This is a genomic window from Zobellella denitrificans (assembly GCF_002237365.1).
GTDB classification, from domain to species: Bacteria; Pseudomonadota; Gammaproteobacteria; order Enterobacterales; family Aeromonadaceae; genus Oceanimonas; species Oceanimonas denitrificans.
Genome location: NZ_NMUO01000068.1, coordinates 1 through 21,926, shown reverse-complemented (window position 1 = coordinate 21,926; position 21,926 = coordinate 1). Strand labels below are relative to the sequence as shown.

Annotated in this window: 22 protein-coding genes; 7 read left to right on the top strand and 15 right to left on the bottom strand. The window is 64.1% G+C overall.

Annotated elements, in window-relative coordinates; all coding sequences use genetic code 11:
- Window positions 1-833 (bottom strand): sigma-54-dependent Fis family transcriptional regulator (locus tag CGX12_RS13810; RefSeq protein ID WP_142995632.1); only part of this gene is annotated, 833 nt, incomplete at its 3' end.
- 239 nt (window positions 834-1,072) lie between these two features.
- Between CGX12_RS13810 and exaC the strand changes: the two genes are divergently transcribed.
- Together exaC and yiaY are read left to right on the top strand one after the other, a co-directional pair.
- Window positions 1,073-2,590, top strand: a complete 1,518-nt coding sequence (exaC, locus tag CGX12_RS13805; protein WP_094040449.1) for an acetaldehyde dehydrogenase ExaC — start codon at window positions 1,073-1,075, stop codon at window positions 2,588-2,590.
- Window positions 2,591-2,894: 304 nt separating this feature from the next.
- Entirely contained in the window at window positions 2,895-4,046 is a 1,152-nt protein-coding gene (gene yiaY / locus CGX12_RS13800; protein WP_094040448.1) for an L-threonine dehydrogenase, read from the top strand.
- 126 nt (window positions 4,047-4,172) lie between these two features.
- Here yiaY and CGX12_RS13795 read toward each other — a convergent pair whose 3' ends face one another.
- The gene (locus tag CGX12_RS13795) at window positions 4,173-4,478 is read right to left on the bottom strand and encodes a hypothetical protein (RefSeq protein WP_094040447.1); all 306 of its coding nucleotides are present in this window, start codon (window positions 4,476-4,478) and stop codon (window positions 4,173-4,175) included.
- A gap of 230 nt (window positions 4,479-4,708) precedes the next feature.
- Here CGX12_RS13795 and CGX12_RS20415 point away from each other — a divergent pair, with 230 nt between their 5' ends.
- On the top strand, window positions 4,709-5,386 hold the full coding sequence (locus CGX12_RS20415) for a P30/P32 family tip organella adhesin (RefSeq protein ID WP_368073556.1): 678 nt from the start codon (window positions 4,709-4,711) through the stop codon (window positions 5,384-5,386).
- A 352-nt stretch (window positions 5,387-5,738) separates the two neighbouring features.
- Here the strand turns inward: CGX12_RS20415 and CGX12_RS13785 are convergent, their stop codons facing one another.
- The 9 genes from CGX12_RS13785 to CGX12_RS13745 all read right to left on the bottom strand — a co-directional run bounded on the left by CGX12_RS13785 (window position 5,739) and on the right by CGX12_RS13745 (window position 15,319).
- Complete coding sequence (locus tag CGX12_RS13785) at window positions 5,739-6,491, bottom strand: amino acid ABC transporter ATP-binding protein (RefSeq protein WP_438273040.1); 753 nt, start codon at window positions 6,489-6,491, stop codon at window positions 5,739-5,741.
- A 27-nt stretch (window positions 6,492-6,518) separates the two neighbouring features.
- Window positions 6,519-7,619 carry an amino acid ABC transporter permease gene (locus CGX12_RS13780; RefSeq protein WP_094040446.1) on the bottom strand — a complete coding sequence of 367 codons (1,101 nt, stop codon included), beginning with the start codon at window positions 7,617-7,619 and terminating at the stop codon, window positions 6,519-6,521.
- Window position 7,620: 1 nt separating this feature from the next.
- Window positions 7,621-8,805, bottom strand: coding sequence for an amino acid ABC transporter permease (locus tag CGX12_RS13775; protein ID WP_094040445.1), 1,185 nt, complete (start codon window positions 8,803-8,805; stop codon window positions 7,621-7,623).
- Window positions 8,806-8,874: 69 nt separating this feature from the next.
- On the bottom strand, window positions 8,875-9,894 hold the full coding sequence (locus CGX12_RS13770) for an amino acid ABC transporter substrate-binding protein (RefSeq protein ID WP_094040444.1): 1,020 nt from the start codon (window positions 9,892-9,894) through the stop codon (window positions 8,875-8,877).
- A gap of 252 nt (window positions 9,895-10,146) precedes the next feature.
- Window positions 10,147-11,883, bottom strand: coding sequence for a bifunctional diguanylate cyclase/phosphodiesterase (locus CGX12_RS13765; RefSeq protein ID WP_094040443.1), 1,737 nt, complete (start codon window positions 11,881-11,883; stop codon window positions 10,147-10,149).
- Between the two features lie 289 nt (window positions 11,884-12,172).
- Window positions 12,173-12,826 carry an HAD family hydrolase gene (locus CGX12_RS13760; protein ID WP_094040442.1) on the bottom strand — a complete coding sequence of 218 codons (654 nt, stop codon included), beginning with the start codon at window positions 12,824-12,826 and terminating at the stop codon, window positions 12,173-12,175.
- Entirely contained in the window at window positions 12,826-13,101 is a 276-nt protein-coding gene (locus tag CGX12_RS13755; RefSeq protein ID WP_254918299.1) for a TOBE domain-containing protein, read from the bottom strand. Before CGX12_RS13755 ends, CGX12_RS13760 begins: the two co-directional genes overlap by 1 nt.
- Window positions 13,102-13,179: 78 nt before the next feature.
- Complete coding sequence (locus CGX12_RS13750) at window positions 13,180-14,325, bottom strand: RNA-guided endonuclease InsQ/TnpB family protein (protein ID WP_094040440.1); 1,146 nt, start codon at window positions 14,323-14,325, stop codon at window positions 13,180-13,182.
- Window positions 14,326-14,467: 142 nt separating this feature from the next.
- Complete coding sequence (locus CGX12_RS13745; RefSeq protein ID WP_094040439.1) at window positions 14,468-15,319, bottom strand: hypothetical protein; 852 nt, start codon at window positions 15,317-15,319, stop codon at window positions 14,468-14,470.
- 286 nt (window positions 15,320-15,605) lie between these two features.
- Here CGX12_RS13745 and rarD point away from each other — a divergent pair, with 286 nt between their 5' ends.
- Window positions 15,606-16,496: an EamA family transporter RarD gene (rarD, locus tag CGX12_RS13740; protein WP_094040438.1), complete on the top strand. Its 891-nt coding sequence runs from the start codon at window positions 15,606-15,608 to the stop codon at window positions 16,494-16,496.
- A 1-nt stretch (window position 16,497) separates the two neighbouring features.
- Window positions 16,498-17,364 (top strand): oxygenase MpaB family protein, encoded by an 867-nt coding sequence (locus tag CGX12_RS13735; protein WP_094040437.1) that lies wholly within the window; start codon window positions 16,498-16,500, stop codon window positions 17,362-17,364.
- 205 nt (window positions 17,365-17,569) lie between these two features.
- Here the strand turns inward: CGX12_RS13735 and CGX12_RS13730 are convergent, their stop codons facing one another.
- Complete coding sequence (locus tag CGX12_RS13730) at window positions 17,570-18,454, bottom strand: EamA family transporter (RefSeq protein ID WP_094040436.1); 885 nt, start codon at window positions 18,452-18,454, stop codon at window positions 17,570-17,572.
- 147 nt (window positions 18,455-18,601) lie between these two features.
- A complete protein-coding gene (gene trhO, locus CGX12_RS13725) occupies window positions 18,602-19,585 on the bottom strand; it encodes an oxygen-dependent tRNA uridine(34) hydroxylase TrhO (protein ID WP_094040435.1) in 984 nt (327 codons plus the stop codon).
- A 264-nt stretch (window positions 19,586-19,849) separates the two neighbouring features.
- Here trhO and CGX12_RS13720 point away from each other — a divergent pair, with 264 nt between their 5' ends.
- Window positions 19,850-20,755: a LysR substrate-binding domain-containing protein gene (locus tag CGX12_RS13720; protein WP_198401810.1), complete on the top strand. Its 906-nt coding sequence runs from the start codon at window positions 19,850-19,852 to the stop codon at window positions 20,753-20,755.
- Between the two features lie 278 nt (window positions 20,756-21,033).
- On the opposite strand, the gene CGX12_RS13715 is transcribed toward CGX12_RS13720, so the two are convergent.
- Window positions 21,034-21,237 carry a hypothetical protein gene (locus tag CGX12_RS13715; protein ID WP_094040434.1) on the bottom strand — a complete coding sequence of 68 codons (204 nt, stop codon included), beginning with the start codon at window positions 21,235-21,237 and terminating at the stop codon, window positions 21,034-21,036.
- A 99-nt stretch (window positions 21,238-21,336) separates the two neighbouring features.
- Between CGX12_RS13715 and CGX12_RS13710 the strand changes: the two genes are divergently transcribed.
- Window positions 21,337-21,696, top strand: a complete 360-nt coding sequence (locus CGX12_RS13710; RefSeq protein WP_094040433.1) for a cupin domain-containing protein — start codon at window positions 21,337-21,339, stop codon at window positions 21,694-21,696.
- On the opposite strand, the gene CGX12_RS13705 is transcribed toward CGX12_RS13710, so the two are convergent.
- On the bottom strand, window positions 21,605-21,926 hold a 322-nt coding region (locus CGX12_RS13705; protein ID WP_142995631.1), incomplete at its 5' end, for a helix-turn-helix domain-containing protein. The genes CGX12_RS13710 and CGX12_RS13705 overlap by 92 nt on opposite strands.

The following is a 21,926-nucleotide window of genomic DNA, read 5'->3' as shown; positions in this document are numbered from 1 at the left end:
AGCTCGGGGCGGGCTGCCGGGCGTCGCCCGGGCTGGCGGCTCAGCAGGGCCAGCCCCGAGCCGACGGGGGTGAGTTCGCCCTGGCGCAAATCGCTCAGCATGGCGGGGATGTCCAGCTCCGGCAGCCAGTGGCGGGCGCTGCGGTTGGCGCCCAGCAACTGGCCGTCTTCCCGCAGGGCGATGATGCCGGACCAGGGCTGTTGCAGGCTGCCCGCATCCGGGGCCAGGCTCAGGATCCAGTGGGTGTCGCTGTGGTTCATCACCAGGGCGTTTTCCACCGACAGGGCCAGCAACCGGGCGGTGAGCAGCATGTCCTGGCAGTGCTCGCCGGCCTCGCTGGAGATGTCGATCACCCCCAGCAGCTCGCCGCTCGGCGACAGCACCGGGCTGGCGCTGCAGCTGATGCCCTGGTTGGCGGCCAGAAAATGCTGACTGCCCAGGATGCAGACTTCCTTTTGCTCGCTCAGGGCGGTGCCGATGGCATTGGTGCCCATGCTCTGCTCATGCCAGCTGGCGCCGCTGGCCAGGGCCATCTTCTGGGCCCTGCTGCCGAAGTGGGGATCGCCGCTGGTAAAGAGGATGGTGCCCTCGGCATCGGAGAAGATCAGGCGGCAGTGGCGGCCCTGCTGCAGTTGCTCGAACAGCGGCAGGCTGTGGCGCAGGTAGCGCAGCAGCAACTCATGCTGCTGCTGTTTCTGGTTCAGGGCCGAGGGCGCCAGGCAGCGGGGATCGGTGCGGCCGGCCCGGAGCAGGCCGTAGTCGCGGCTGCGTTGCCATGAACGTTCAAGTAAAGCCAGATCCTGGGGCTGAGTAAGCACTGTGCTGATGGTCATGATCCCTGCCTGTTAAGAAACTGAACACCTGTACTGAACACCCTGTCCAGACCCTGGACAAGGCAAGCTGCCAACCGGGGAGCGGACTCCCTTAGGTTAGTCTTTCGAAGGCCCGATTGTAACGACTTTTTAACCTTGTTTACTTGATCTGCTACAACTGGCACCGACCTTGCACTTACCTTCTTGCAAACGCCGACTGGCGTCAACGTCAACCGAGATTACCCGCAAGGAGAGCCGTGATGATTTATCAGCAACCAGGACAAGCCGGAGCCGTGGTCAACTTCAAGGCCCGCTACCAGAACTTTATCGGCGGTCAGTGGCGCGAGCCGGTGAATGGCCGCTACATGGAAAACGTCTCGCCGGTGAACGGTGCCGTGTTCTGCGAGGTGCCCCGCTCCGATGCCCAGGATATCGATCTGGCGGTGCAGGCGGCCCAACAGGCCTTCGTGACCTGGAGCAAAACCGCCGTGGCGGAGCGGGCCAACATCATGCTGCGCATCGCCGATCGCATCGAGCAGAACCGCGAGCTGCTGGCGGTGGCGGAAACCTGGGACAACGGCAAGGCGGTGCGTGAAACCCTGGCCGCCGACATCCCGCTGGTGGTGGATCACTTCCGCTACTTCGCCGGCGCCATCCGCGCCCAGGAAGGCACCGCCGCCGAGCTGGACGCCAGCACCGCCTCCTATCACTTCCACGAGCCGGTGGGCGTGGTGGGGCAGATCATCCCCTGGAACTTCCCGCTGCTGATGGCGGCCTGGAAACTGGCGCCGGTGCTGGCCTCGGGCTGCTGCACCGTGTTGAAGCCCGCCGAGCAGACCCCGGCCTCCATCCTGGTGATGATGGAGCTGATTGGCGACCTGCTGCCCCCCGGCGTGATCAACGTGGTCAACGGCCTGGGCCGGGAAGCGGGCGAGGCCATACTGCGTCACCCGGGCATTGCCAAGCTGGCCTTTACCGGCTCCACCCCGGTCGGCATCCATATCCTCAAGGCGGCGGCCGAGCGGCTGATCCCCTCCACCGTGGAGCTGGGCGGCAAGTCCCCCAACATCTTCTTCGAAGACGTGATGCGCTACGAGCCGGAGTTCGTCGACAAGTGCATCGAGGGCATGCTGCTCACCTTCTTCAACCAGGGCGAGGTCTGCACCTGCCCGTCCCGGGCCCTGGTGCAGGACAGCATCTTCGACGACTTTATGGAGCGGGTGCTGGTGCGCGGTCGCCAGATCAAGCAGGGCAACCCGCTGGATACCGAAACCCAGGTCGGCGCCCAGGCGTCCCAGGAACAGTTCGACAAGATCCTGAGCTACATGCAGATCGGCCGGGACGAAGGCGCCCGGATGCTGCTCGGCGGCCAGGCCAACCGCATCAGCGGCCTGGAGAACGGCTTCTATATCCAGCCCACCATCTTCCAGGGCGACAACAAGATGCGGGTGTTCCAGGAAGAGATCTTCGGTCCGGCGGTGGGGGTGACCCGCTTCAAGGACGAGGCCGAGGCCCTGGCCATCGCCAACGACACCGAGTTCGGCCTGGGCGCCGGCGTCTGGACCCGGGACGTGAACCGCGCCTACCGCATGGCCCGGGGCATCCAGGCCGGGCGGATCTGGATGAACTGCTACCACGCCTATCCGGCCCACGCCGCCTTCGGCGGTTACAAGAAGTCCGGCATCGGTCGCGAAACCCACAAGATGATGCTGGATCACTACCAGCTGACCAAGAACCTGCTGGTGAGCTACGACAGCAACCCGCTCGGTTTCTTCTGATAACAGGTACTGCCGCGGTAATGCAGAACAGTCAAGAGGGGCAGGCTGTTGCCTAAGCCAACCGTCGATGGCAGGGGGCGCGAAGCGCCTAGCACCGCCGCCAGCATCGCGAAGCGATGATACGGCGGTTACCGCGACACCGCCATCGTCGAGCATACAGGGATGTACTTGCTGCGTGTTGGCGTGGCGATAGCCTGGCCCGAGCATTAGCAGTGCCGGACCCATTTCAAGAGCACGGTTTTTATCCGGTCGCAGGGGAGAGGCGGCCACACACTCAACCTGGAATAACTCATAGGGAAGCATCATGACTACAGCAACTTTCTATATGCCCTCCGTCAACCTGATCGGCGCCGGCGCGGTGGAACAGGCGGTCACCAAACTGAGCCAGTCCGGATTCCGCCACGCCCTGATCGTCACCGACAAGCCCCTGGTGGAGCTGGGCTATGCCGGCCAGCTGCAGCAGGCCCTGGCGGCCCAGGATATCCAGGCCAGCGTCTTCGACCAGGTGCAGGCTAACCCCACCACCGGCAACGTGGAGGCGGGGCTTGAACTGCTGCGGCAGAAAGGCTGCGACTCGGTGATCTCCCTCGGCGGCGGCTCGCCCCACGACTGCGCCAAGGCCATCGCCCTGGTGGCCAGCAACGGCGGCGACATCCGCGACTACGAAGGGGTGGACAAGTCCGCCAAGCCGCAACTGCCGCTGGTGGCCATCAACACCACCGCCGGCACCGCCTCGGAAATCACCCGCTTCTGCATCATCACCGACGAGCACACCCACATCAAGATGGCCATCGTCGACAAGCACGTCACCCCCATCATGTCGGTCAACGATCCCGAACTGATGAAGAAGATGCCCAAGTCGCTGACCGCGGCCACCGGCATGGACGCCCTCACCCATGCGGTGGAGGCCTATGTGTCCACCGCCGCCAACCCCATCACCGACGCCTGCGCGCTGAAGGCGGTGACCCTGATCAGCCAAAACCTGGCCCGGGCGGTGGCGGACGGCAGCGACATGGTGGCCCGCAACCAGATGGCCTACGCCCAGCTGCTGGCGGGCATGGCCTTCAACAATGCTTCGCTGGGCTATGTGCACGCCATGGCGCACCAGCTGGGCGGCTTCTACGACCTGCCCCACGGGGTCTGCAACGCCATACTGCTGCCCCATGTGCAGCGTTTCAACAGCCGCGCCGCCGCCGCCCGGCTGAAGGACATCGCCGCCGCCCTGGGCCAGGACGTGGATTACCTGACCGATGAGGAAGGTGCCGACCGCGCCATCCAGGCCATAGTGGCCCTGGCGGAGCAGGTGGGCATTCCCGCCGGCCTGGCCGGCCTCGGGGTGAAGGAGGAGGACTTCCCGGTGCTGGCCAGCAACGCCATGAAGGACGCCTGCGGCCTGACCAACCCGATACAACCCAGCCATGAGGAAGTGGTCGCCATCTTCCGCGCCGCCTACTGAGGTGAGCTCTGCCTCTTGCCAGTGGAAAGGAGGCGGCCACTGAATCTTCTGGGGTGAATATAAAAAGCCGCCGGCAATACCGGCGGCTTTGTTTCGAGGTAGAGCAGAACAGCGGCAGTTTATTGCTCAGTGCTGGTCGCTCAGCAGCTCCTTGGCATTGATCAGCATGGATTGCCCTACGGTCACGTAGCCCGGATCCAGCAGGGGAGAATCCAGCTCGGCATTCATGATCAGCTCGTTTTCCTGCAGACAGGCCTGATCGGCGCGTACCAGCAGATGTTCGGCGGCGTCGACCCGATTGGGCTCGAGATTGCCACTGCCGTCCAGTAACCACTGCACTTCAATCATATCGTTGTCGCAGTGGTTGGCACTGGCCGGTGAGGCCAGCAGCAAGGCCGTGGAAGCGCAGGCCAGAAGTATATAGTTGGTCATAACCAGTCTCCTTGCTCCGGCTTAGTTGGTATAGGCGCAGATGGCGTAAACGGTGACGTTAGCATTTCCTCCGCCACCTTGTTTTGTTAGTGCAACGATCCAACTGCTGTCGGTGCCGGGATAGCTCTGAACCACTCGCCAGGCACTGTCACCGTTTGCTACTCCCCCACCAAGCACCTTTTTATCCTCATTGCTGCATGTTGCTGTACAGCTGATATTGCCGGCTGTAGTTGTGCAGGTATTTGAAACCTTTTCCCAAGCGGTTAGCCCGGTTTCGCCCTGGAGTCCTTGTTCGCCCTGGGGTCCTTGTTCGCCCTGGGGTCCCTGTTCGCCCTGGGGTCCTTGTTCGCCCTGGGGTCCTTGTTCGCCCTGGGGTCCTTGTTCGCCCTGGGGTCCTTGTTCGCCCTGGGATCCTTGCTCGCCCTGGGGTCCTTGCTCGCCCTGGGGTCCTTGCTCGCCCTGGGGTCCTTGCTCGCCCTGGGGTCCTTGCTCGCCCTGGGGTCCCTGTTCACCCTGGGGTCCCTGTTCACCCTGGGGTCCCTGTTCACCCTGGGGTCCTTGCTCGCCCTGGGGTCCCTGTTCGCCCTGGGGTCCTTGCTCGCCCTGGGGTCCTTGCTCGCCCTGTGGCCCTTGCTCGCCCTGGGGCCCTTGCTCACCCTGGGGCCCTTGCTCGCCCTGGGGTCCCTGTTCGCCCTGGGGTCCTTGCTCGCCCTGGGGTCCTTGTTCGCCCTGGAGCCCTTGCTCGCCCACTATCCCCTTGCAGCCATTCCGACCGTTTTCGCAGTCCCAAACCCGTTGTTCCAAGGCACCCAGCCCGCCTTTCAGGTTGGCTACCATGTGCTCGGTGTCATGGTCGGCCAATACCGGCGCGCTATGGCTCATCAAGGCCACCGACAGCAGGACGGTAGCGGCAAAACCGGAAGCGGAGGGGAGCAGGGTGGCAAGAATTGAGCGTTGTGCAGGCAGGGCTGCCTGACTTGCCCGCGAAGGCAGATCACGTCCATGATGCTTATCCATAAATATCGTCCTTAATATGCATGGAATTGTTGGTGGTTAACGCATGAGCTTCGCCATGCTTGAAGATCAGTATTGACCAAAGGATAAAAAGTGGCAGGACGAAATCAGTAAAAAGAGGGGAAATTCGTGTTAACAGCAGATGATTTGCTTCAATTGACTCTCACTTTTGGTTTTTTCGGTTAAACCGGCCAACAGAAATAGACTCGTGTAAAGCCGGTTTTTCTTTCGACACTGTTTCTTTGCTCAATGCCCCAGTATCTGGCTGAGGAACAGCTTGGTGCGTTCCGACTGGGGGTGGTGGAAGAAGGTCTCCGGATCGTTTTCCTCGATGATCTGGCCCGCGTCCATAAAGATCACCCGGTCCGCCACGGTGCGGGCGAAACCCATCTCGTGGGTGACGCACATCATGGTCATGCCTTCCTCCGCCAGCTCGATCATCACGTCCAGCACTTCCTTGATCATCTCCGGATCCAGCGCCGAGGTGGGCTCGTCAAACAGCATGATCTCCGGGTTCATGCACAGGCTGCGGGCGATGGCCACCCGCTGCTGCTGGCCGCCGGAGAGCTGGCCCGGATATTTTTTTGCCTGATCCTGGATCTTGACCCGGGCCAGCAGCTTCATGGCGATCTCTTCCGCCTGGCGGCGCGGCATCTTGCGCACCCAGATCAGCGCCAGGGTGCAGTTTTCCAGCACCGTCAGGTGCGGGAACAGGTTGAAGTGCTGGAACACCATGCCCACCTCCCGGCGGATGGTCTCGATGTTCTTGATGTCGTTGGTAAGCGGAGTGTTGCGCACTATGATGTCGCCCTGCTGATGTTCCTCCAGCCGGTTGATACAGCGGATCAGGGTCGACTTGCCCGAGCCCGAGGGGCCGCAGATCACGATGCGCTCGCCCTTGGTCACGGTCAGATCGATATCGCGCAGCACATGAAAGTCGCCGTACCACTTGTTCACCCCGCGCAGGGTCACCATGGCTTCCTTGTTTTGTTGTTCCATTCATTCAACTCCAGTGCCGGTGTACGGCTAGCGTTTCTTGTGGCCGGTGTGCAGCTTGCGTTCAAGGTACTGGCTGTACTTGGACATGCCGTAACAGAACAGCCAGAACACCAGACCGGCAAAGACATAACCTTCGGTGGCATAACCCAGCCAGTTGGGATCGGCCAGGCCCGCCTGCACGATGGCGAGCAGGTCGAACAGGCCGATGATCAATACCAGGCTGGTGTCCTTGAACAGGGCGATAAAGGTGTTGACGATGCCCGGTATCATCAGCTTCAGCGCCTGGGGCAGCACCACCAGCACCATCATCTTCCAGTAGTTCAGGCCGAGCGCCTCGGCCGCCTCGTACTGACCCTTGGGAATGGCCTGCAGGCCGCCGCGCACTACTTCCGCCATGTAGGCGGACTGGAAGAAGATGATGCCGATCATGGCCCGCAGCAGTTTGTCGAGGGTCAGCTCCTGGGGCACGAACAGCGGCAGCATCACCGACGACATGAACAGCACGGTGATCAGCGGCACCCCGCGCCAGAACTCGATAAACACCACCGACAGGCTGCGCACTATCGGCATGTTGGAGCGCCGGCCCAGGGCCAGCAGGGTGCCGATGGGCAGGGCGGCGGTAATGCCGACCACGGCGAGGATCAGGGTCAGGGTGAGGCCGCCCCACTGGTGGGTGGGCACCTCCACCAGGCCGAACCAGCCGCCGTACAGCAGCACATAGGCGATGAAGGGGAAGACGACCACCATAAAGGGGGCCAGCCACAGCTTGCCCGGCAGCCTGGGCAGTGCCAGCCACAGCAACTGGCCTACAAACAGCAGGAAGGTGAGGTTGATGCGCCACAGTTCCGCCGTGGGATAGAAACCGTAGGTGAACTGCTGCAGCCGGTTGCCGATGAACACCCAGCAGGCGCCGCCACTGACGCAGGCGTCGCGGCTGGCGCCGACCCAGTCGGCCCGGATAAAGGCCCAGTCGATGATGGGGACCAGCAGCAGATAAAGGCCGTAAAGTCCCGCCAGGGTGAACAGACTGTTGATCGGGCCGGAAAACAGGTTGGCCCTGAGCCAGCCGATCAGGCCCGTGCTGGCAAGGGGGGCCGGCCGTTCGGGGATGAGAGTGTCTTTGAACATATTATCGCTCCACCAGGGCCATGCGGCTGTTGAACCAGTTCATGAAGAAGGACACCGTCAGGCTGATGGTGAGGTACACCAGCATGGTGATGGCGATCACCTCTATCGCCTGGCCGGTCTGGTTGAGGGTGGTGCCGGCGAACACCGAGACCAGGTCCGGATAGCCGATGGCGGTGGCCAGGGACGAGTTCTTGGTCAGGTTGAGGTACTGGCTGGTCAGCGGCGGTATGATCACCCGCATCGCCTGGGGAATGATCACCAGCCGCAGGGTCAGGCTGTCCTTGATGCCCAGGGCGTGGGCCGCCTCGGTCTGGCCGTGGGAGATGGCCTGGATGCCGGAGCGCACGATTTCGGCGATAAAGGCGGCGGTGTAGATGGTGAGCGACAGCCACAGCGCCAGGAATTCGGGGATGATGGTCATGCCGCCGCGGAAGTTGAAGCCCACCAGCTCGGGGTAGTTCCAGCTGAGCGGGGCGCCCAGCAGCAGGAACAGCAGCCCGGGCAGGCCGATGACCAGCCCCAGCGACAGCGACCACACCGGCAGCCGCTTGCCGGTGGCATCCTGGCGACGATGGTTGAAGCGGAACAGCCATACCGAGATGGTCACCGCCAGCAGCAGCGCCAGCCACACCAGATGAAAGCCGCCGCCCGCTACCGGCTCGGGCAGGTAGAGGCCGCGTACGTTGAGAAAGATGCTGTCGTTGATGTTCAGGCTGTTGCGCGGGGCGGGCAGGGCGCGCAGCACCGCAAAGTACCAGAAGAACATCTGCAGCAGCAGCGGCAGGTTGCGGAAGATCTCCACATAGGCCGAGGCCAGTTTTCTGATCAGCCAGTTGGGGGAAAGCCGGGCCACGCCGATGATAAAGCCCAGCAGGGTGGCGCCGATGATGCCGAGAAAGGACACCAGCAGGGTATTGAGCAGGCCCACCACGAAGGTGCGGCCATAGGTGTCGGTTTCCGTATAGGGGATCAGCGATTGGGCGATGGCGAAGCCGGCCGGATCGTCGAGAAAGCCGAAGCCGGTGGTGATGCCGCGGGTGGCCAGGTTGGTCAGGGTGTTGTCGACAATAAACCAGATGGCGCCGGCCACGGCGGTGAGCAGCACAGCCTGGAATAGCAGGGCCCGCTTGGCCGGATCCCGCCAGAATTTAACATGAGTATGCTTGGGGTTCGCCGATGAGGACATAAGCCCTATCCTCGTACTGAGTCTGCGAAAGGGGCTGCGCCCTGGCGCAGCCCATAGCGGGATAACCGGTTAGCGGACGGGGGGCGCGTATTGCAGGCCGCCTTCGGTCCACAGGGCGTTGAGGCCTCGGTCGATCTTGAGCGGAGAACCCTGGCCGACGTTGGCTTCGAAGATCTCGCCGTAGTTGCCCACGTGCTTGATGATGCGGTAGGCCCAGTCCTTGCTCAGTCCCATGCCCTTGCCGAAATCGGCGTCTTCGCCCAGCAGGCGACGGATATCGGGGTTTTCACTGCCCTTCATCTCGTCCACATTGGCCTTGGTGATGCCCAGCTCCTCGGCGTTGACCATGGCAAAGTGAGTCCATTTGACCACGTTGAACCACTGGTCGTCGCCCTGGCGTACCGCCGGGCCCAGGGGTTCCTTGGAGATCACCTCGGGCAGGGCAACGGCGCCGTCGGGATCGGACAGCTTGATGCGCAGGGCATAGAGTTGCGAAAGATCCGAAGTCAGCACGTCGCAGCGGCCGGCCTCCAGTCCCTGCACCGTCTGCTCCGAGGTATCGAACACCACGGCGCTGTAGCTGATGCCGTTGCGGCGGAAGTAGTCGGCCACGTTCAGTTCGGTGGTGGTGCCCGACTGGATGCAGATGGCGGCGCCGTCCAGATCCTTGGCGCTGGCCACGCCCAGATCCTTCTTGATCAGGAAGCCCTGGCCGTCGAAATAGTTGATGCCGGTGAAATTGACGCCCAGATCGGTGTCGCGGCTCGACGTCCAGGTGGTATTGCGGGAAAGCACGTCGATTTCGCCGGACTGCAGGGCGGTGAGGCGCTCCTTGGCGTTGAGGGGGATATACTGCACCTTGTCCGGATCGTTGAAGACGGCGGCGGAAATGCCCCGACACAGATCCACGTCCAGCCCTTTCCAGGCGCCCTTGTCATCCGGGTTGGAGAAGCCGGGCAAGCCGCTGTTTACGCCGCATTTCAACACGCCTCTTTGCTTGACCGAATCCAGGGTCGCCGCCTGGGCCTGGGACAGTCCCGCCGCCAGGGTGGCGGCGATCAGCAGAGCCGTTTTTCCTTTGCCTGTCATAATCACTTCCTCTTGAATTGCACGGGCAGATGAGCGTTATTCATAGAAGGCATAAAACACCGATGCCTTGCTAGAGTTTTAGCACAAAGAAAAAACGATTTTGTTAATTGATGGTAAAAATTAGAGGATGATCCAGTAAAAACGCCCCGGCCTGATTAATTAGTCATTTTAATGTTCAAAAAATAGTCATTTATTATGGGTTATTGATTATTGCAGGGCGATTGTCGTGGTTTATCCAGTCGGGGGTGATTTTCATTTGGGGCTAAAATAGCAGTGGCTGTGGGGCAGGCGCTTGGCCTGGTGCTTGGCCTCGCTGGCCAGTGCCGCCACATCGAAGTGGGAGTGGCAGGAGCGGGCGTCCGGGGCGACCACGCCGATGGCCAGGCCGAGCAGGGGATAGTGGCGGAGTTCACCGTTGCGGGCGTGGGCCTCCATGCCCTGGCGCAGCCGGTCCCGGGCATGGTAGAAGCGGGGGATCTCCTCGTCGAAACGGCGCAGTATCCGCTCGCACAGGGGGCGCCAGTCACAATCTTCATCGAACACCGCCACGAAGTCGTCGCCTCCCACATGGCCGAGGAACTGGCCGGCACCGACGATCACTTCCTGCAGCAGGCGGGCCACCCAGAGGATCACCCGGTCGCCCTGGGCGTAGCCGTAGACGTCGTTGTAGGGCTTGAAGTGATTCAGGTCGAAGTAGGCCACGTGGAAGTCCCGCCCCCGGCTCAGGGCTTCGTCGATTTCCCGGTAGATGGGCACGTTGCCCGGCAGCAGGGTGAGCGGGTTGGCGTAGCGGGCATGCAGCAGCCGCTGCTCGGTGATGGTGCGCAGCAGGCCGCGGGCCGAGGCCAGGCCATGGTAGCGGCCCTGGCGGGTGACGATGAAGTGGCGCTGGGCCGAGGCGTCCTCGTCGTCGGTCAGCAACTGGCTGGCCTGCTCCAGCGAGCACTGCCAGTCCACCACCACCGGGCTGTCCATCACGTGGCGGACGCACTTGTTGGCGTACAGGGCCCGGCCGAAGGCGGCGGAGAACAGCTCCATGATCTTTTCCCGGCGCACCAACCCGACCGGCACGCCCTGGTCCAGCACCGGCAGCGAGAGCAGCCTGCCGTCGGCCAGCAGGGTGTCGAACACCTGGTGGATCTTCTCGTCCGGCTTGATGGGCACACCGGGGCGGGCCAGCATGGCCACGGTTTCCTTGTGCCGGCCGGGCAGGCCGACCCGGCCCCGCATCGCCTGCTCGCCGCCAGGATGCCGAACCGGCTCCGCCTGGGGGCGACCGAGCAGGTAGCCCTGGCAGTAGTGGATGCCCATGTCCTGCAGCTGCCGCAGCTCTTCCTGGCGCTCTATGCCTTCGGCGATCACCCTGGACTGCATGCCCCTGGCCAGGGCGAGAATGCTCTGCACGAATTCCCGCTTGATCGGATCCTGGTGGATGTCCTGGATAAAGTAGCGGTCTATTTTCACGTAGTCGGGCTTCACCTCGGACCAGAGCCGCAAGCCGGAATAGCCGGCGCCCAGATCGTCGATGGCGATCCGGAAACCCAGCTCCCGGTAGCGGTTGACCGCGGCCTTGAGTTCTTCCGTATCCTGGATGGGATACTGCTCCGACAGCTCGATGACGATGCGCTCCGCCGGCAAGCCCAGTTCACGGGCCAGGCGCTGGGTACAGCCCCGGGGATGCTGTTTGTCGAGCAGTACATTGGGGTTGACGTTGATGAACAGCAGGCCATCCATCCGCCGCTGGCAATAGGCCTGCATGGCGGCTTCGCGGCAGGCCAGGTCGAGCTCGGACAGGAGCCCGGTCTGCTTGGCCTCGCCGAACAGGGCGCCCGGGAACTCCAGCCGGTGCCCGGCCGGGCCGCGGATCAGCGCCTCGTGGCCGAGGATCCGCCCCTGGCGGGTATCCACTATCGGCTGGAACAGGGGCCGCAGCCCGCGCTGGGCTATCAGGGAGGCGAGGGAATCGCTCAAGCAGGTCAACACCGTCATGGGGGGGCACCATATACCGCAACAATGGGTGGCAGTGTATGGCGGTAATATGAAGATGGGATGACAAAAGGGTGCTGTTTAGCACCCTTCAGCTTGATGACACCGCCGTTGTCATGGTCGCATCAGTCGGCCAAAGGGATAGGCTCCGCCGACACGCTATGAATACATCCCTGTACGCTCGCACATGCCATCCATGGCATGTGACGGTCGGCGGAGCCTATCCCTTGTCCGCCTGTTTGGGCATGGGTGTTGTTTATCTGGGTAACGCCGAAGGTTTGTCATCCCTGTACTACAGCCGCCAGCGCAGATTTCCCCAGCCCCGCTCGGCGGCCAGCCGGGCCAGGTGGTCGCCGCCGTTGATCACCGTCGGCCTGTCCACGTATTCCAGCAGCGGCAGATCGTTGAGCGAGTCGCTGTAGCCGTAGGTCAGGGCGGGGGCAAACTGCCGCTCGGCCAGCCACTCCTGCAGCCGGGTGATCTTGCCTTCCTGGTAGCTGTACACCCCCCGGGTGCGGCCGTTGTAGATGCCGTCGCAGCACTCGAGCCGGATGCCGATGGCGTGGTTCACCCCCAAAGAATGGGCGATGGGTTTGACCAGGTGCTCGCCGGTGGCGGAGATGATCAGCAGCTCGTGGCCCAGGCGCCGGTGCCAGTCCAGCCGGTCCCGGGCCTCGGGGTAGACGAGGGGGGCGATGTCCTGCTCGATGAATTCCTCCACCAGCGGGGTCAAATCCGCCGGCTGCCAGTGGCGGATGGGGGAGAGGGTCAGCGCCATATAGGCGTCCATGTCCATCCGGCCCTGGTAGTAGGCGCTCATCAGGGCGCGCTCCTGCTCCAGTATGGCCGCCGGCGCCAGCTTGCGCCGTACCAGGAATTCCAGCCACAGGCTGGCGGAATCGCCGGCAATCAGGGTCTCGTCCAGGTCGAAAATCGCCAGGGTCATCAGGCCACCTCGTTCAGTTCTGCGGTGTCGAACAGCAGCTCCACCTGCCGGCCCGCCGGCAACAGGGTGCGGGCGCCGCGGTTGAGCCGGTCCACCATGAGTTCGCCGCCCGCCGTCTGTACCCGGTAGCGGACCACGTTGCCGAGCAGCTGGTGCTGCGCTATCCGTGCCGGTACCGGGGCCGTCATGGCCGGGCCGTAGTCCCGCCCGGGTTCACGCAGGTAGATGGACTCGGGGCGGATGGCCAGTTTGCCGTCGATCTCGAGCCCGAGCAAGGCCCTGGCCTGCTCGGGCGAGAGCAGGTTGTAGCTGCCCTTGGCTGCCCCCTCTCTAAAAGGAAGGGGATTCCCAATTCACCGAGAACCGGACACGGAGACTGGCCCCATGCCGCTTACATTCTCTCCAAGGGCTAACACCGCCAGCCCGGCGGCTTTAATGTTGACCGCGGCATTGATGTCGCGGTCGTGTTCGGTGGCGCATGCGGGGCAGGTCCAGGCGCGGATGGACAGCGACAGGTTGTCCACCACCTGCCCACAGCAAGAGCAGCGCTTGGTGGACGGATACCACTGGTCGATGGCCACCAACTGCCGTCCCGCCCACGCTGCCTTGTACTCCAGTTGGCGCACCAACTCGCCCCAACCGGCATCGCTGATGGACTTGGCCAATCGGGAATGGCGCAGCATGTTCTTCACCTTGAGGGATTCGACGCAGATCACTTGGTTCTCGTTAATCAATCTACGGGACAGCTTGTGCAAGCCATCCATCCGGCAATCGGCGATCTTGGCGTGAAGTCGGGCTACTTTTTGGCACGCCTTGGCGCGGTTCTTCGAGCCGAGCTTTTTCTTGCTCAGCCGCCGCTGCGCCTTGGCCAACCTGGCCGCGTATGTCGCCGTATGGCGGGGATTGCCGACTCGATGCCCGTCGCTGGTGACAAATAGATCTTTAAGGCCGAGATCAATCCCCACCATTTTTGGCGTGATGGGCAAGGTCTCGGGGTCAAACTCGCACAGGCAACTCACGAAGTAGCGGCCGGCCGAGTCCTTGGAAATGGTGACGGTGCTGGGCTTGCCGGGCAGTGGTCGGCTCCAGCGTATCGCCAGCGGCTGTTTGCACTTGGCGAGGAACAAGCGGTCGTCGCGGTACTGGAAGGCCGAGCGGGTAAACTCCGCCGACTGGCGGTGCCGCTTACGCTTGAATGCCGGGTACCTGGCATGACCATCAAAGAAATTCTTGAAGGCGGTCTGCTGGTGACGCAAACACTGTTGCAATGGCACCGAGCTGACCTCGTTGAGGAAGGCTGCCCCGGGCGTTTTCTTGAGATCAGTCAGGAAGGCGTTCGCCGCCGTGTAGCCGATCTTTTCCTTGCGCTGCTGGAACGCATCGGAGCGATGGCGCAATACCGAGTTGTAAACAAAACGCACACAGCCAAAGGTCCGGGCAAGCAGTTGTTCCTGCTCGGGCGTGGGGTAAAACCGGTACTTATAGGCGCGTTTCATCATACGCTCAGCGTAGTTAAATGCTGTATATATGGCCAGTATTAAGGGTGTTGCCAGCCACCGTCAGGTTGGGGAAGAAGGCATAGCTCTGGAACAACCGGCCGGGCCCTGCTGCCCTTGCCCGGAAACGGCGGCTGAGCGGGATTCAGGGCAGCAGCTCGGCCAGGGGGAGGCGGCTGCGGAACAGGTTGATGCCGCCGCCTTCCCGGCTCAGGTAGATAAAGCCGTCCTCGCCCAGGGTGACCCCCTCGAACTGGCCGTCCTCGCTCAGTTGCCAGCGCCGCCCTTGCGCCTCTTCGACCCGGCTGTCCCGCACCGGGTAGAACCACAGAAAGGCGCGCCGGTCCAGCCAGTTGCGGCTGTAGCCCAGCAGCAGCAGGGTCCGGCTGGCGGCGTCGTACTCGGCACCGGTCACCAGCATGGCGGTGGCCAGCCGCTGCCGCTCCACCAGCGGTGCCTCGCCGCCTTCCGCCGGCAGCGCGTAGAGGGCGCTTTCTTCGTCCAGCCAGCGCTTGGTCAGCAACCACAGCTCGCCCTCCACCCAGGCCAGGGCCTCGGCGTCGAAGTTGTGCTGGTGGCGGGGCGGCTGGAAGTTGCTCTGCTCGGCGTAGGCCACCGGCAGGCGCTTTTGCAGTTGCAGCGCCTCTTCCGCCAGTTGCAGCCGGTATACCGCCAGATCCCGGCGGCGGCCGCCGTTGTTGCCGATATCGGCGAGGTAGAGATGGTCGCCGTGCACCGCGATGTCTTCCCAGTCGTGGTTGGGGGCCGGCACCGGCCACGCCCGGGTGATGGCGCCATCGTTTTCCAGTCTGAACAGCTCGGCGGCGTTGCCGCTGTCGTTATGGCTGAGCAGGCCGCCCTGCCAGGCGGCCAGGCCCGAGCTTTCCGCCAGCCGCGGCGAGAGATCGGCCAGGGGCAGGAGGTCGAGCCGCTCGCCCCGGGCGAGGGCACAGCCGGCCAGCCAGCAGGTGAGCAGGGCGAGGGAGAGCAGGCGCATGGTGTTTCCTTGTCGGTCAGCGAGCCGTTGTTATAGCGGTTTTGCCGGGAAGGGCACAAGCCCGGGCGGGTCGGTTTCCGGTATCCCGGCGTCGCCGCCGCCCATGGCCGGGCGGCGGCGGTTGGTTAGCATAAAGGAGCCTGGGCGAGTAGCAGTATCTGCTGTTATCTTTGATCCTGGTGGTGGCGGGTGCTGGTTTTATTTTTCAGGCCAGCTCAATCTTTGTGCGCAAAGCTGTTAAGCTGCCGGCCGATCCGATAATAACAATGAAGCAGGGGAAACCAGAGTGACCAGGGGTGTTGCACTGTCGGTATTGTCGTCGCTGTTGTTCGCGGTGCTGTATTACTACGCCAGCCTGCTGTGGCCGCTCGACGGCGAGCAGATCTTCGGCTGGCGCATGCTGCTGACCCTGCCCTGCATGGGGCTTTTCCTGCTGCTGAGCGGCGACTGGCGGCTGGTGACCGGCCTGCTCGGCCAGTTGAGGCGGCGGCCGCTGCTGTGGCTGGGCCTGCCGCTGTCGTCCGCCCTGGTGGGAGTGCAGCTGTGGCTGTTTATGTGGGCGCCGCTCAACGGCCGGGGGCTGCCGGTGTCGCTCGGCTATTTTATGATGCCGCTGGCGCTGGTGCTGATCGGCCGCTTCCTCTACCAGGAACGGCCGAGCCGGCTGCAATGGCTGGCGGTGGCCTGCGCCGCCGCCGGGGTGGCCAACGAGCTGTGGCGCGCCGGCGGCATCTCCTGGGAGACCCTGGTGGTGGCCGTCGGCTATCCGCTGTATTTCGTCTGGCGCCGCTTCCTGGGCAACGACAACCTGGGCGGGCTCTGGCTCGACATGGCGTTGCTGCTGCCCCTGGCCTGCGGCTTCCTGTTCGCCGCCGGGGCGCCTCTGGCGCCCTTCACCGAAAGACCCGTCTTGCCCTGGCTGGTGCTGGGCCTGGGGCTGGTCAGCGCCCTGGCCCTGATCTCCTATATCCTGGCCAGCCGGCGCCTGCCCCTGGTGCTGTTCGGCCTGCTCGGCTATGTGGAGCCGGTGCTGTTGGTGCTGGTGTCCCTGCTGCTGGGCGAGCGCATCGCCCCCGGCCAGTGGGCCACCTATATCGCCATCTGGATGGCGGTGGGACTGTTGGTGCTGGAGGGGGTCAAACGATTGTGGACCTTTAAGCGTTATCCTTTCCGATGAGATGAACAGACTGAGACAACGTATCGAGCGCCAGGTGATGGGGGTGACCGGGCTGGCGCTGGGTGACATCGACTACGAGCACCCCCGGGGGGATCCCGGCCTGTTCGGCCCGGAGTCGGTGATCTGGCGGGTGCACGGCGACTTTACCGCCATGCTGTGCGGCGGCATCGGTGCCCTGATGTTGCAGATGCTGCACCCCCTGGCCCTGGCCGGGGTCTGGGAACACTCCCGCTTCCGGGAGGACATGCCTGGCCGGCTGCGCCGCACCAGCCAGTTTATCGCCGCCACCACCTTCGCGCCCCGGGCCGACGCCGAGCGACTGATCGAACGGGTGAAGGGCATCCACCGCCGGGTAACGGGGGTGGCGGCGGACGGCCGGCCCTATGCGGCGGACGATCCGGCCCTGCTGACCTGGGTGCACGTGGCGGAGGTGAGCTGCTTTATGGCGGCCCACCTGCGCTACTGCAACCCCGACCTGAGCCTGGCCGGGCAGGACCGCTACTTCGCCGAGGCCGCCCGGGTGGCCGAGGCGCTGGGGGCGCAAGGTGTGCCCAAAACCCGGCATGATATCGAGCTGTACCTGCAGCGGATGCTTCCTGAGCTGGTGTTCGATGAACGCACTGCCGAGATCTTCCGGCTGCTGCTGGCGGCACCGGCGCCCAGTCCGGCGGCCCGGCCCCTGGTGGGGCTCTTGATGAAGGCTGGCATGGATTTGCTGCCGCCCTGGGCACTGGCGATGAGCGGCCGGCAACTGGGCGGGCTGGAGCGACGCGGTGTGCGCCTTGGCGTGCACACCCTGGCCCTGGTGCTGCGTTGGGCGGTACGCAACGGCGCCTCCCACCGGGCACGCCGGCGCATGGGCCGCTAGAGCACCATATAGTTTAAAAAGCAGGCAGCCAGGCACTGCGTAGCTGCCGGTTTGTGCCGCTGTAGCCGTCGCTGTAGGTGCCGCTGTAGCCGGCACAAACCGGCGCCCAATGTCCACGCCCCACGCCGTTGGCAGCTTTGCGCCACGTAAACGGGCGCCTACAGGTGAGATATCACGCTGCTCACGTTTTAAACTGAGCGGTGCTCTAGGCCCACATCACGCACAGGGCCGCCAGCACGATAAGCAGCAGGCCCCAGTGATCCTGGCGGCCCAGCTTCTCCCGGAAGTACCAGGCCGAGATCATCAGGGTGAACAGCACCTCTATCTGGCCCAGGGTCTTGACCAGGGCCACGCTTTCCAGGCTCATGGCGCTGAACCAGCCGATGGAACCCAGGCAACTGCTGAGGCTGATCAGCAAGGTCAGCCCCGGCCGGCGCCAGAGGGCGGTGAGGCCGGCGGGATCCTTGAGCCCCAGCCAGAGCAGCAGCACCAGGGTCTGCAGGGAAATCACCAGCAGCAATACCCAGGCGGCGCCGAAGGGAAAGGGCAGGCCCAGCACCAGGCTGGCTTCCCGCACCCACAGGGAGGTGAGGGCGAAGGCCAGGCCGCTGCCCAGGCCCATCAGCAGGGTGGCCGGCGGGACGGGACCGCCCACGGCCCGGCGCAGGCCGCTCAGCAGCCACACCGCCAGGCCGCCGACGAGCACCCCCAGCCAGCCCAGGGCGGTGAGCGGGGCGCTGAAAAAGAACACCCCCAGGGCCGCCGCCAGTATCGCCTCGCTCTTGGCCAGCCCCACCCCCACCGCGTAGTTGCGCAGCTGGAACAGCCGCACCATCAGGGCGGTGGCCAGGATCTGGCTCAGCGCCGCCGCCACTATGTAGGCGACGAAAGGGAGGCTGATATCGGGCAGCGGCTGTTCGGGCTGCCAGCGGTAGAGCAGCCACAGGTAGAGGGCGGCGATGGGCCCGGCCAGCACGAAGCGTGCCAGGGTCACGGCGGTGGCGCCGGCCTCCTGGCTCAGCTGTTTCTGGAAGGCGTTGCGCCAGGCCTGCATCAGGGCGGCGAACAGGGTAAAGGGGATCCACAACATCAATGGGCTCTGATTTGGTGATTTCTGATTCTTTTGTTTATTGACAATGCCCTGATCTTCCAGGCAAGTCGGCCAAAGGGCCAACTCTGCCGACACGCCGCAATAGATGACACTCGCCCTTTCCGTCGAGGAAAAGTACCGCCGCGCTCAGCCCTTGCGGGCCTGCTGCTGCCGCTTGCGGGCGAGTTTTTCCGCCCGGTGCCGCTCGGCGGCCTCGACCGCGTCGCTGCCGATATGGGCCTCGCCCCGCGCTTGCGCCAGTTGCAGCTGGTGCTCGCGCTCGGCGTAGCGGCGGCGCTGTTCCGGGGTCTGCCGGTCGTGGCAATGGGGACAGCTGACGCCGTGCTCATAGTGGGGGCTTTGCAGGTCGTCCTGGGACAACGGCGCCCGGCAGGCGGAGCACAGCTGGTAATGGCCCGGTTGCAGCCGGTGATCCACCGTCACCCTGTTGTCGAACACGAAGCACTCGCCCTGCCACAGGGAGTCTTCCTCGGGCACTTCCTCCAGGTACTTGAGGATGCCACCGTGCAGGTGATAGACCTCGTCGAAGCCCTGCTCCTTGAGGTAGGCGGTGCTCTTCTCGCAGCGGATGCCGCCGGTGCAGAACATGGCGACCTTTTTGTGTTTGGCCGGATCCAGGTTGTTTTTCACATAGTCCGGAAACTCGCGAAAGCTCTCGGTATGGGGATTGACGGCGCCCTTGAAGGTGCCGATCTCCACCTCGTAGTCGTTGCGGGTGTCGATCACCACCACCTCCGGGTCGGAAATCAGCGCGTTCCAGTCCTTGGGCTCCACATAGGTACCCACCACCCGGCGGGGATCTATGCCCTCGACCCCCAGGGTCACGATTTCCTTCTTCAGCTTGACCTTGGTGCGGTAGAAGGGCTGCGCTTCGCTCAGGGATTCCTTGTAGTCGATGCCGGCAAAGCGCGGATCGGCGGCGAACCAGGCCTGAAGCCGGTCGATGGCGGCGCGGGAGCCGGCCACGGTGCCGTTGATGCCCTCGGCCGCCAGCAGCAGGGTGCCGCGGATCTGCTCGGCTTCGAGCAGGGCAAGCAGCGGCTCGCGCAGCGCCTCGTGGTGTTCCAGGGCGACGAATTTATACAGGGCACACACAACAAACTGGGACATGCTTTCCTCCGGCGCCGGCCGAGCGCCGCTTTAACGGGGTTTTCGCGCCGGCCCGGGGGCAGGACGCAACAGGGCGGGGATCATAGCAAACTTGGCCGGCTTTCTGCACCCGGGGTTTGCCGGACGACGGGCCAGGCTTGCCCTGCGCTTATGCCGGGCCGGCGGGCTCCCCGAGGCAAGAGGCTGATAGATGGAGATAAATCCCCCTTCCGGCATTCCATAACGGAATGCCCCGGTGCTATGTTAGGGGCAGGAAACCCCGCCATGGAGGCCAAGATGTACCGCCCCTTCAAGACCCTGCCGCCCCTCGACAGCCTGCTGTTCTTCGAGGCGGTGGCCCGCCATGGCAGCTTTACCCGGGCCGCCGCCGAGCTGTGCCTGACCCAGAGCGCGGTAAGCAAGCAGATCAAGGTACTGGAGGGTAGCCTGGGGCTGGTGCTGTTCGAGCGCCAGCCCAGGGGCATCGCCCTGACCCGGGCCGGCCAGGCGCTGTTCGGCGAGTTGCCGCCGCTGTTGCAACAGCTGCAGCGCAGCGTCGAGCGGCTGAAGGCGGCCCACAACAGCCGCAGCCTGACCCTGGTGTGCACCCATGCGGTGGCCCACTACTGGCTGTTTCCCCGGCTGGTGGAGTTCAGCAAGGTCTGTCCGGAGCTGGCGGTGCATGTCAATTCCACCAACGACATCAACGAATACAGCCTGGACGAGCACGATCTGGGCATCCTCTACGGCGACGGCAACTGGCCCTCGCTGCGGGCGGAGCTGCTGTTCGAGGAGCGGGTCTATCCCATCCGCAGCCGGGATCTGGCGCTGGAGGAGCCCGCCGAGGTGGCCCAGTTGCGGGAGCTGCCGCTGATCCAGCTCGATTCCTCGGCCTGGAATTGCCTCGACTGGGCGGACTGGTTCCGCCATTTCGGGGTGGACTACCGCCCGCCGGCCAATGCCCCCAGTTTCAACCAGGTGACCCTGGCGTTCAACGGCGTGCTGCAGGGCATGGGGGTGGGGCTGGGCTGGGACTTCATGGCCCGGGAGCAACTGGAGGCGGGCCTGCTCCGGCGGGTGGGGCCCTTCTGTTACAACACCGGCCGGGCCGACTACCTGGTGCACAACAGGCACAAGCCGCTGTCGGCGGCGGCGGGGCGCTTCCGCCACTGGCTGCTGGAAAACGGCTAGAGTACCGATCGGTTTAAAACGTGGGTAGTACGATATCTCACCTGTAGGCGCCCGTTTACGTGGCGCAAAGCTGCCAACGGCGTGGGGCATGGACATTGGGCGCCGTCTTCCCGTCGGCTGAAGCGACGGCTACAGCGGCACTTACAGCGACGGCTACAGCGGCACTTACAGCGACGGCTACAGCGGCACCTACAGCGACGGCTACAGCGGTACAAACCGGCGGCAACGCAGAGCCAGTGCGGTGCCTGGCTGCCTGATTTTTAAACTATTATGGTGCTTTAGTCCCGCTTTTCCGCGTCCGGCTTGATGGGCTCGAAGGTATGGAACAGGGTCCAGTAGCAGTAGAGGGTGACGCCGGTGATGATGAGGCCCCACAGGTGCTGGCCGTTGAGCCATTCCCAGCCGGCCCAGCCGGCGCAGAACAGGGTGACGGCGATACGCCGCCACAGCGGCTGGAAAAACAGCAGGTCCTTTTCTTTCATGGCGGAGGCTCCCCGGTTCACGATCTGGTCCAGTTAACCATGCCCGGCGCCGGTTGTCGAATGTATGTTTCATTTTTGTGATCTTTGAAAGGAGCCGCCATGCCTCGACACAACCTGAAGGACGCCATTCCCGCCCTGCTGCCCGAGGAGCTGATCCAGACCCTGGCCGGCAACGGCGGAGTGCGCATCGAGCGCATCGTCTCCCGGGGGCACGGTTCCCCCGCGGGCTTCTGGTACGATCAGCCCGAGCACGAGTTCGTGCTGCTGGTGGCGGGGGCGGCGGAGCTGGAGCTGGCGGCGCCGTCCGAGCGGCTGCAACTGGGCCCCGGCGATTACCTGACCATCGCCGCCCACCGCCGTCACCGGGTCAACTGGACCCATCCGGATCAGGATACCCTCTGGCTGGCGGTGTTTTTTGCCGACGATAGCGGGCCGGCGTCAGGCCGAAGCGGCGCTTGAACAGCTTGCCCAGGTAGCCCGTGTCCCGGATGCCGACCTCCTCGGCGAGCCGGGCCAGATCGTGGTGGCTGTGCAGCAGCCGCCAGGCCAGGTGCTGCAGGCGCAGCTCCTGCCAGTGGGCCCGGGCCGGGTGGCCAAAGCGGGCCTGGAACAGCCGGTCCAGCTGGCGCCGGCCCACGCCCACCCGCTCGGCCAGCTCCTCCACCGTCATGGCCGCGCCCAGGTACTGG